The organism is Pedobacter sp. (genome assembly GCF_035566355.1).
Taxonomy (GTDB): Bacteria; Bacteroidota; Bacteroidia; order Sphingobacteriales; family Sphingobacteriaceae; genus Pedobacter.
Genome location: NZ_DATMRL010000138.1, coordinates 1 through 10,178, shown reverse-complemented (window position 1 = coordinate 10,178; position 10,178 = coordinate 1). Strand labels below are relative to the sequence as shown.

12 protein-coding genes are annotated in these 10,178 nt (G+C 38.3%); 8 read left to right on the top strand and 4 right to left on the bottom strand.

Annotated features, from left to right (window positions below):
• Positions 1-810 (bottom strand): TonB-dependent receptor (locus VNZ46_RS05450; RefSeq protein WP_325559110.1); only part of this gene is annotated, 810 nt, incomplete at its 3' end.
• A gap of 123 nt (positions 811-933) precedes the next feature.
• Here VNZ46_RS05450 and VNZ46_RS05445 point away from each other — a divergent pair.
• The 7 genes from VNZ46_RS05445 to VNZ46_RS05415 all read left to right on the top strand — a co-directional run bounded on the left by VNZ46_RS05445 (position 934) and on the right by VNZ46_RS05415 (position 6,878).
• Positions 934-2,385 (top strand): HAMP domain-containing sensor histidine kinase, encoded by a 1,452-nt coding sequence (locus VNZ46_RS05445; protein ID WP_325559109.1) that lies wholly within the window; start codon positions 934-936, stop codon positions 2,383-2,385.
• The gene (locus VNZ46_RS05440) at positions 2,382-3,074 is read left to right on the top strand and encodes a response regulator transcription factor (RefSeq protein ID WP_325559108.1); all 693 of its coding nucleotides are present in this window, start codon (positions 2,382-2,384) and stop codon (positions 3,072-3,074) included. The genes VNZ46_RS05445 and VNZ46_RS05440 overlap by 4 nt, the downstream gene beginning before the upstream one ends.
• A 144-nt stretch (positions 3,075-3,218) precedes the next feature.
• Complete coding sequence (locus VNZ46_RS05435) at positions 3,219-3,983, top strand: hypothetical protein (protein ID WP_325559107.1); 765 nt, start codon at positions 3,219-3,221, stop codon at positions 3,981-3,983.
• 14 nt (positions 3,984-3,997) lie between these two features.
• On the top strand, positions 3,998-4,444 hold the full coding sequence (locus tag VNZ46_RS05430; protein ID WP_325559106.1) for an SRPBCC domain-containing protein: 447 nt from the start codon (positions 3,998-4,000) through the stop codon (positions 4,442-4,444).
• Entirely contained in the window at positions 4,422-5,594 is a 1,173-nt protein-coding gene (locus tag VNZ46_RS05425) for an aminotransferase class V-fold PLP-dependent enzyme (RefSeq protein ID WP_325559105.1), read from the top strand. Before VNZ46_RS05430 ends, VNZ46_RS05425 begins: the two co-directional genes overlap by 23 nt.
• A gap of 7 nt (positions 5,595-5,601) precedes the next feature.
• Positions 5,602-5,934, top strand: coding sequence for a TfoX/Sxy family protein (locus tag VNZ46_RS05420; protein ID WP_325559104.1), 333 nt, complete (start codon positions 5,602-5,604; stop codon positions 5,932-5,934).
• A 53-nt stretch (positions 5,935-5,987) separates the two neighbouring features.
• Positions 5,988-6,878 carry a winged helix-turn-helix domain-containing protein gene (locus VNZ46_RS05415; protein WP_325559103.1) on the top strand — a complete coding sequence of 297 codons (891 nt, stop codon included), beginning with the start codon at positions 5,988-5,990 and terminating at the stop codon, positions 6,876-6,878.
• On the opposite strand, the gene VNZ46_RS05410 is transcribed toward VNZ46_RS05415, so the two are convergent.
• Together VNZ46_RS05410 and VNZ46_RS05405 are read right to left on the bottom strand one after the other, a co-directional pair.
• The gene (locus VNZ46_RS05410) at positions 6,868-7,473 is read right to left on the bottom strand and encodes a hypothetical protein (RefSeq protein WP_325559102.1); all 606 of its coding nucleotides are present in this window, start codon (positions 7,471-7,473) and stop codon (positions 6,868-6,870) included. The genes VNZ46_RS05415 and VNZ46_RS05410 overlap by 11 nt on opposite strands.
• Positions 7,474-7,478: 5 nt before the next feature.
• Positions 7,479-8,069, bottom strand: a complete 591-nt coding sequence (locus VNZ46_RS05405; RefSeq protein ID WP_325559101.1) for an RNA polymerase sigma-70 factor — start codon at positions 8,067-8,069, stop codon at positions 7,479-7,481.
• A gap of 380 nt (positions 8,070-8,449) precedes the next feature.
• On the opposite strand from VNZ46_RS05405, the gene VNZ46_RS05400 reads away from it, so the two are divergent.
• Positions 8,450-8,911: an SRPBCC family protein gene (locus VNZ46_RS05400; protein ID WP_325559100.1), complete on the top strand. Its 462-nt coding sequence runs from the start codon at positions 8,450-8,452 to the stop codon at positions 8,909-8,911.
• A 349-nt stretch (positions 8,912-9,260) separates the two neighbouring features.
• Here the strand turns inward: VNZ46_RS05400 and VNZ46_RS05395 are convergent, their stop codons facing one another.
• On the bottom strand, positions 9,261-10,154 hold the full coding sequence (locus VNZ46_RS05395; RefSeq protein WP_325559099.1) for an Rpn family recombination-promoting nuclease/putative transposase: 894 nt from the start codon (positions 10,152-10,154) through the stop codon (positions 9,261-9,263).
• Between the last annotated feature and the right edge of the window lie 24 nt (positions 10,155-10,178).

Here is a 10,178-nt window from a genome sequence, read left to right as displayed (position 1 = left end):
CTGACTTAAATCGCGTTTAATGTCCCGGTCACCGTAACTATAGGTACCAAAAATATTCAGCTTGTTTTTGCGGTAATTAAATATTCCACTGCCCGTGTATCGGTTTAATTGTCCACGGGTGTAACCACCACTCAAACCCACATTCAATCCATCTGATTTTATTTTCTTTGAAATAATCTCAATCACTGCACCACCCTGTGCCTCATATTTGGAAGATGGATTAGACATGACCTCTATCTTTGAAATATGATCAGAAGGAATGCTTTGCAAATAAGCCGCAAGATCGTCTCCGGATAACCTTACCGGTTTACCATCCATATAGACCGTAACACCTTTATTATTCGCTGTGACCCCGCCATCACTGTTGGTCTTTACTCCTGGCGCTTTACCTAAAGCATCCCAAACAGTACCGCCACTGGCCATAATGCTCTTTTCTACATTGAATACAACGCGATCTGTTTTCCGTTCAATAGTAGGTTTGGTAAAAGTAACCTCAACCTCAACCAGCTGCCTGCTCTCATTCAGCATCACCAGGCTAAGACTATCTTTTGGTAAGCTAAAAGTACGAACTATAGACTTATACCCCAGCAGTGAAGCAGAAAGCTGATAAGGTGCCTGGTTCAAACCAGTCAGTATAAATTTACCCTGATCGGCCAGCTGACTGCTGATCACCTGTCCATGCTGTGAAATCGTTATTGTGGCAGCATCCAGTGGTTTGCCCTGTTCATCACGAACAATTCCGCTTAATTTTTGCTGAGCGGAAAGTTGAAAAGGAAAGAAAATCAATAAAATATAAACTAGCTTTTTCATCTCATTTAAATTATACCACAAACCTACCCTGCCGCTTCCTAAACGGGAGTTAAGTTGAGTTAAATAGAGTTAAATCGTATCTTAACCTGATCATAGCAGATAAATTATGAGGAACTTTACCTTATGAAATGGCTCAAAGCAAAATATACTTATGTATTGATCGTACTTTCTCTGTTGGTGAGCACCGGGCTCCAGGTGGTATGGCTTCAGCAGCTTTTTGAGGCGCAGCAGAAACAACTTAAAGATGAAATAGAAAGTCTGGTCAGTAAAACTGCACAAGCCAATTTGTATTACAGCATCACCAAATTTAAAGATCCAGGCAACCTTTCGCTGGCTAAACAACTCTTTCTCTCCCCGCAGTGGGAACAACTGCGTCTGGCATTTGACAACATGAAAATCCAGGGCGTACGTACTTCGAGCAGGATCATTGTAGATAATGACAGCACTGCAGTAATCCTGGGCTTAAGCGTAAAAGATAATCCTTCAAAAAAACGCGCAAAACCTGTGGTCATTGGTTCAGAAAGTAGTCCGGAGGAACTGAGATTAAGTGATAGCCTCTCTCTGATACAAATGAAAAAAAATGTAAACGCTGCTTTAAAAAAAATGGGGATTAATTCCAGACCTTATTATAACATCTATTCTCTTAACAATACAAAAGCGCATCAAAGCAATGTTCCGGCAGGCTTTAAACCTGCATTTACCACCAGAAGTTATCTTTATAATATCCAGAACATCAACAGATATCAATTGAACCTGGCTTCTGTGAATTCAGTAGTATGGTATAGAATGCGGTACTATTTAGCCTCTTCTATGCTCATGGTGATCCTCACCTGTGCCGCTTTTTATTTTATACTTAAACTGTTGCGCAGCCAAAACTTATATGCAGCAGCGAAAGCTGATTTCACCAGTAACATGACCCATGAGCTCAAAACGCCAATTGCAACCGTACTATTAGCCATGGAATCTATCAAGAAATATAAACTGATCAATCATCCGGAAACCCTGCAGCACTACCTTGACATCAGTCAGCACGAAATGCAGAGACTAGATCTGATGGTTGAAAAAGCATTAAATGTCAGTAGCGGAACTGAAGCAGATCAACCACTTAAACTGGAATTATATGATGTCCAATCTGGATTACAGCAGGTGATTCATTCTATGCACCTGCGCTTGCAGAACAGCGATGCAAATATCTCTTTCCAACTTTTAGAAGAACCTTGTTTTATTTATGCAGACCCCTTACATCTGACCAATATATTTTATAACCTCATTGACAATGCCTTTAAATATTCCGGGAAGAAGCTATTTTTGGAAATCAATTGTAAATATGATTCCGAAAAAGTAATACTGACTTTCAAAGACAACGGGCCTGGCATTGACAAAATCTATCATAAAAAGATCTTTGAAAGGTTCTTCAGAGTTCCGGCACAGGGTGACACACATGATATCAAAGGATCAGGTTTAGGATTGCATTATGTAAAACAAATCGTAGAAAAACATAACGGGACAATCAAAATTAAAAGTGAACCCGGACATGGAACCAGTTTTATCATCACTTTCCCAATAGCATTATGAGTTTTAAAGTATTATATGTAGAGGACGAACCATTTTTATCACACATTGTTAGTGATGGCTTAAAAAGCAGTGGTTATGCCGTTCAGACTGTTGCAGATGGTAACCTGGTAATGGATGCCTATTTTTCTTTACATCCCGACATCTGCATTCTGGACATTATGCTGCCCTCCAAAGACGGTTATACACTCGCTAAAGAACTCAGAAAGGCACAGCCAGACTTACCGATTATCTTTTTAAGTGCAAAATTGTTGCCTGAAGATGTAGTGAAAGGCTTTAAATCAGGGGGTAATGACTACCTCAAGAAACCGTTCAGCATGGACGAATTGCTGGTACGGATGGAAGCTTTATTACAGCGCTTTGGGAAAGAGGTCATCGGACAGGAAACCGAAAACAATAAAATTTATTCGTTTGCAAACTGCCAGCTTGATACAGTGCAGCAAAAACTAACCACCTCTTCTGCTGCGCATTCTCTTTCCTTTAAAGAATGCGCTTTACTGGAAATGATGATCCTGCGTAAGAATGATGTGTTGGAGCGCCAGGAAGCATTGATCAAAATCTGGGGCGATGATAATTATTACAATACCAGAAGTATGGATGTGTTTATGACACATTTAAGAAAGTTACTAAAGGATGAACACGGCATCCAAATCATGAACTTAAGAAGTATTGGTTACAAACTGATCTGCTAACTTTCCCTTAACCATACAATGCTTGCAGATATTGAATAGACATCGGCCTAAACAATCTTAACCCAATGATGTTAGAGAATATACAAGTTTATAGATTTATACACCCTTTTTTGTTACCTTAAATCTAAAATTAACGGAAATAATATGAAGAATTATTGCTTTTTGCTGTTGAGTCTATTGATGTTTTCTTGTTCCCAAAAGAAAGTTCGTTCAACTGCTTTCCAAAATAAACCGGGCCTGGATTTAGAAAAAATTGATTTCAACGAAAATCCTTTAGAAATTTTAAAATCGAAAATAGATAGCAGTGCGAATAGTCAGGAAGAATATGTTAAAAAGGGTTATTCTGCCCCCTTTGATTATCCTGTTGGCTATAAGTTTGATCCCTGGAATGGTAAAGATTCATTTTATGGAAAGGCTTACTACAGCAAAGTAACAGACAGCATTGCTTACTATAAAAATATAAACTTTAATAGAATAGCTTTTCTAACACATAAAAATAAAACAGTGGCTGTTTTAGGCAATGCAGAGATGAAATCAGATACAGTCTACAATGATCTGATTAAACAACTGACCAAACAATATGGCACGCCGAGTCTGAGGCCATCAACTACTATGGATGTTTTTTATGAATGGACTACTAAAGACAGATATATCCAAATTGATTATTCCAAAGGCATGTCAATTTCGGCCATGTCAGGCAAAGCCACAGAAATGAAGGAGACTTTTAATCTGGAAATGCTTATTTTCAATAAAGACGCAGCAAAAGCTATTCAGGAAATACAGCAAAGCAATTACGCAAAAACAAAGAACTATAAAATAATGGATGGTGATTTCAAATTGTACAAAGGAGATCCTTCAAAAAATATAATTTTAGCCGACAGCTTGTTGAATGAAAAGTTCAAGGACTAACCAGGTGCAAAACTATGAAAACTATACGAAAAACCGTTCTGATAAATACCACAACACAGGCGGTTTGGGACACTCTTACTACGCCTGCGCTCATCCAGCAGTGGACACACGATACCCCTGTTGAAATACAAACCGACTGGAAAGTCGGCAGCCCTCTAATCATGAGTGGAGACCTGCATGGCATTCTGTTCAGTAACTCTGGTAGTATCCTGGCCTTTGACCCAGATACCAAACTCAGTTATAGCTTTTTAAGCTCCCTCTCCAATTTACCCGACATAGCAGAAAGTTACTGCATTCTTGAATTTAACCTAATACCAGAAGATCATAGAACCAGACTAGACTTTACGATCAGCAATTTCCCTGATCTGGTAATCCGCAAACATCTCGAACTATACTGGGGTCCAACCCTTGAACTCATCAGAAAAAAAGCAGAAAACTATGGATATAAACCAAATTCGTAAAGACACACCAGGCACAACCAACCTGGTACATTTAAATAATGCCGGCGCTTCTCTGTGTCCTGTACAAGTCACCTCGGCTATTCGTGATTATATCAGCGAAGAAGAATTTACAGGCGGTTATGAGTTGGCCGACAAAAAGCGGGAAGAATTAGATACCTTTTACGATTACGCCGCACAACTACTCCATTGCAAAAAGAATAATATTGCCTTTACAACCAATGCCACGGACAGTTACAACCGGGCATTATCAGCTGTACCATTCAAACAAGGAGATGTCGTTTTACTTACCGAAAATGATTACCCATCCAATTTTATTGCCTTCCTTTCACTGCAGAAGAGACTCGGGATAGAAATAATTCAGGTAAAAAACACCGAAAGCGGCGAAATTGATCTGGAAGATCTGGAAAACAAAATGTTGCTGCATAAGCCAAGATTGGTTTCTGTTTCCCATGTGCCCACCAGTTCCGGCTTAGTACAACCGGTGGAGGCAATAGGAAAAATTGTTAAAAAATACGATACGCTTTACCTGCTGGATGCCTGCCAGTCATTAGGCCAGATCGATGTAGATGGCCCCGCTACAGGCGCCGACTTTATAAGCGGCACATTTCGAAAGTTTCTGCGAGGTCCACGTGGAGCCGGTCTCTTATACGTTTCAGACACAGCACTTGCTGCTGGATTGGAACCATTGTTTATAGATCTGCAAGGCGCGGAATGGCAAGAGGAAAACGAATACATCGCCAGAGCTGATGCAAAGAGGTTTGAGGACTGGGAAACTTCTTACGCCTTAATGATGGGAAGCAAAGAAGCACTGAAGTATTTGTTAAATATCGGCATAGAAGCTATTATGGAAAGAAATGCACTGCTCTTCTCCAGACTGGTCAATGCACTGGCAGAAATAAGTTTCGTAACGCTGCAGGACCGAGGAAAACAACGCTGTAACATCGTAACTTTTAGCCTGACCGGACACACTCCTGAAAAAACAAAGAACCATTTTTCCAGGAGCGGCATCAATATTTATATCATGACTAAAGTATCAGCTGTAATAGATTTCGCTGAAAAAGATATTGAGTGGGTTGTTCGCGTTTCTCCACACTACTATAATACAGAAAATGAAATTGACCGTTTTATTGAGATTTTAAAAACATTGTAACATCATCATGGCAACTGATCAAAAATACGTAGACTATATCATCGACCAGATACACCACCCAGCCGGAATCACCTATAAAAAAATGTTCGGCGAATACGGCCTGTATGCCGGAGTCCGGATCTTTGCTTTAGTTTGTGACAACCGGTTACTGATTAAACCCACAGAAGCAGGCCGGGTATTTATTGGAAAACCGAATTTAGCATCACCCTTTCCAGGAGCGAAATCCTATTTTTTAATACAGGAAGAATTGGAAGATCACGACTGGGTTTCCAACCTGGTAAAGGTCACAGTCAATGAACTCCCAGATCCTAAGCCGAAAAAACCAAAAAAGAAGAATTAATGATCTATTAAACTAATAAAAAATGTGAACTTTGCGTATAAAATCTTGACATTATGCTTGATAGCAGAAATCTCCTGACCGGGAAACGCAAGTACCTATACGGATTGATCGTATTCTCGTTTATCTCACTAGTCTGCCTGGCTTTCACTATGGCGGGCATTGACGACTTTGATTTCGCCAAAAAAGAAGTGTTGCTCCGCCAGATCGGACATGAAATCCTCCTGCAATCGGGCGACAGTACATCCCGGGTACTTCCAGTAAAAAAGATCGCAGAAAATGAATACCAGATCAGCTTTGAGAAGGATTTTACTTTTCGACCAGACTCACTGGTAAATACCACCCGGCGTTTATTAGCTAAAGCCCCCTTTGCAAGTGATTATATCGTTAATGTTCTGAACTATGGCAACTCCAGTGTAGCTTATGGATACGCAATATCTAAAAATAAGAAAGATGATATTATAGCATGCATTGGAAGAAAACAACCCAGAGCACGTTACCTAATCAACATTAAATTCAGACCTGCAGGAATAAATACAGCAAAAAACAGATATCTTCTGGGCAGCCTGCCATTTTTAGCATTTATCGGTTTTATCTTTTTTAAATCTGTTAAGCCAAGAAGAGCTATACCTGAGGGTCAATATACCAATATGTTCACTTTGGGCTCGGTGTTGTTTGATGCAAAAAACCGGAAACTGATCATTAATGGAAAAACAATAGACCTAACCGGAACGGAAAGCCGTGTATTGCTTATTTTTGCATCGTCACCCAACGAGATCATAGAGAGAAGCCGGCTGCAAAAAGAGATATGGGAAGATGAAGGGGTTATTGTGGGCCGCAGTCTGGATATGTTCATCTCAAAACTTAGAAAAAAACTGGAATTTGATCCGAACATCAACATCGTTGTTATCCGTAGCAAAGGATATAAGCTTGAAGTTAACTCTTAAAAAGAATTTTCCCGCTCAGAGTTTTGTACCGATTTTTTATCAATTCCTGATACATATCATTTAAAAAAAGCTGTTGACTGACATCTTTCTTGAAATATCGCTGATAGTTTACACTACAACTTTCAACATCGGAAATGTTTTTTGTATTAAAGGACCAATCGTCTGTGTTTTTAACCGTAATTCCTAAACCATCACCGCAACTTTCCCACAGCTCAGAGAATTTAGTTCTTTTGTCCTTTGTCAATTGATCAAATTTTGGATAAACCGTAAATCCATGCATTTCCGAATTGAAAAATTTTGTAATCGAAGTGACAGGAACACCACCCCAATCTAAGGTTTTACCGTCTGGAAGCGCTATTGTACTGAGTTTTCCCTCATTCAATATCCTATCTTGTTCTCCTTTTTTGAAAAGCATCTCTTCATAAACTAGTCTTGTTCCTTTTGGGACTGCTATTTTTTTAACAACCAACGGCTCAGTAGTGATAAAATAGGGATAATCTGGTGTGGAATTCCCACCCGTAGGGTTCATACTACCAACACAACCTGTTAAAGATAAAAAGCCCAATAAAAGAGAAGAAAGTTTGAAAAATTTCATAAGCATTATTTTAAAAACTCATGTATGGCTTCCGTAACCAAAAGGCTGAGTATGCCTGAATCTTTTAAATTGCTCTTTATAGTCTTAAGACCTTTTGTTAAATGTCCCTCTACAGTTTTTTCAGAAATGTTCATTTCCTCAGCAATTTCCGGAATACTTAAACCCTGCACCCTACTGTAATTGAAAACCAAACGGCATTTTTCAGGCAATTGCTCAACAAGCCCGTTAATGTATTCCTGTAAGAATTTAGCCTCTATCTTTTCTTCGTCTTCAGAATAATTGTAAAAACCGGTTCCATTATTTTCTACCTCCCTGCGTCTTTTTTCTTTATCTATTTGTTTATAGATAGAGAATTTAATTGCTGTGGCCAGATAATTCCCAATATTAAGAATCTCCAGCTGATCTCTCCTATTCCATAATCCTATAAAAAGCTCCTGAACAATTTCCTGGGCAGCAGATTTATCTTTGGTGTGGTTATAAGCAATGGCCATCAATTTATTCCAAAAGCGGCTGTAAATTTCAGCAAAAGCCCCCTGATCTTTTATTTTTAAAAGCTCAATCAGCTCCTGATCAGAAAGTTCATTATATATCCTCATGGTTTGTAGATACAGTTATTTCAAAGCCAGTTTTTAAATAAACAAATGGGAAGATTAAATAAATCTACCAAAAACTTTTTGCAATAGTAAATATTCCACCTCAATAAATGGTTACTATTTTTTCACTACACAAAAAATATTATTCAACAGCTATAGTTTAAAGCAAAATTTTGACTAAAATATTAAATATTTAGTTTAACTCCCTCAGCCGCCGAAAAGCGTCCGTAATCACTTCTCCATACTCTAACTCCAATTACTGATTCTAAATTTGACGACAATATTAGTATATTTATATACTAAAAATTATAAAATTAGCATATAATTGCATTAATATAGAGTTTTGATGTTATTCAAAAATAACAGTCTTATCTAAAGCAAAAATGATGTATACACTAAAAAGGGAACAGCAGTTATTTTGTGATATAGCCACCGCCTGGAGCTTCTTTTCCTCCCCTAACAATCTTTCCCGGATTACCCCCAAAGAGATGGGATTTGTTGTGTTGAGCAAGCTCACTGATTCTGATATATATAAAGGAATGATCATCGACTATTCAGTTAAACCTTTGCTAGGTATTCCATTGAAATGGCAAACCCAGATTACAGAGGTTGATTATCAAAAAAGCTTTATCGATTTTCAGAAAAAAGGGCCTTATAAGTTATGGAGACATCATCATGAATTTATCCCAAATCAGCAAGGCGTTTTGATGATAAATACCGTAGATTATGAATTACCATTTGGTTTTATAGGTAAGATTATGCACAGTCTTATCGTAAAGAAAAAACTAAAAAATATTTTCGATTACCGTAACGCAGTATTGGAAAGCTTATTCAATCCTCATTAAGCTTACAAATTATAGCTGATGTTTGTCAGAAAAATGGTGTTATCCATATAGTGGATACGGTTTTAATGCCAAAATAACACATTTTCACCCCCGAAACCGAGCCCCCTGTACGCTGGTTTGGGATCTAGATGAGGTACTGTTGGGGTAAAGGGTACCTTTTTCCCAACAGTACCCCATCCAGATATGCATTAGGGGCGATTGTCCCCAGTAGAAGGTTACTGATATATCGCTTCAAACCGTCACACGTATTTCTAATGTGAATGCTGCCATTATTGTTTATAAAATTTATTGGTAAAAAAAGCCCTAAAAATTCTTTCAGGGCTTTTTTGTTGGTTTTGGTTATATGGTATTACAATTTTTCGACTTCTTCAGGCGTGAGTTGGGTTAATTCAGCGATAACAGATACCTCGAATCCTTTCTTCTTCATCACTAGAGCAATCTCCATCTTTTCCTCAACCCGTCCAATCTCTTTTCCAATCTCTTCACCTTCTACACGGCTACGTTTAAGCCCTTCTTCATAATCGAGGCGTTGCTGCTCCTTAACAGCTTCATTATCCCATTTACGCTTTAATTCCCTGTCGTATATTTCTTGCTCTTCCGGTGTCATATTCGAATATTCTGCAATATTATAAAGTTTTTCAAAAACCGCGTTATTCTGTAACTGTAGCGGCATATTATCCATTTCTCCCAGATATTTTAATGAATAAAGCCATCTGTCTAAATCAGACTCCAATTCATCAACAGTTTTAACAAAGTTACTCAATTCTATAAATGTGTAGCCTAAACCTTCGTAAAATATTTCGCGTGTTTTCCTGTTACAGAGGCAAATATCTTGAAAGTATTCCTCACCTACTTTCAGTTTCTCATCCAAAATGGCTAAAAAATACACCTCAGTGATATCATACTTCCACTTATCCATCTCTCCTTTGGGGGCTTGCTCACTAATCAGCCGGGAGGTATAAAATATTGCTCGCTTCTTAAAATTAACGGGCCTGCCGTTTTGGACTTCTATCAAAATTTTTTCGCCCTGATCTCCGGTACAAAGGAGATCAAATATCGCAGATCCCTCCTCTTTGTTATTCCCATGGTGTTCGTTTTTATTGTAGGTAAGATCTACAATCCGTTTTCTCCCCTTGAAAACTTCATTTAAGAAGGCAATCAGCAGATCTCGGTTTTGGTCAACGCTGAAAATTCTCTTGAAACTCAGGTCAAGAAGTGGATCAACATACTTCGTATTACTCATAATTTACACTTGATTTTTTAAAAA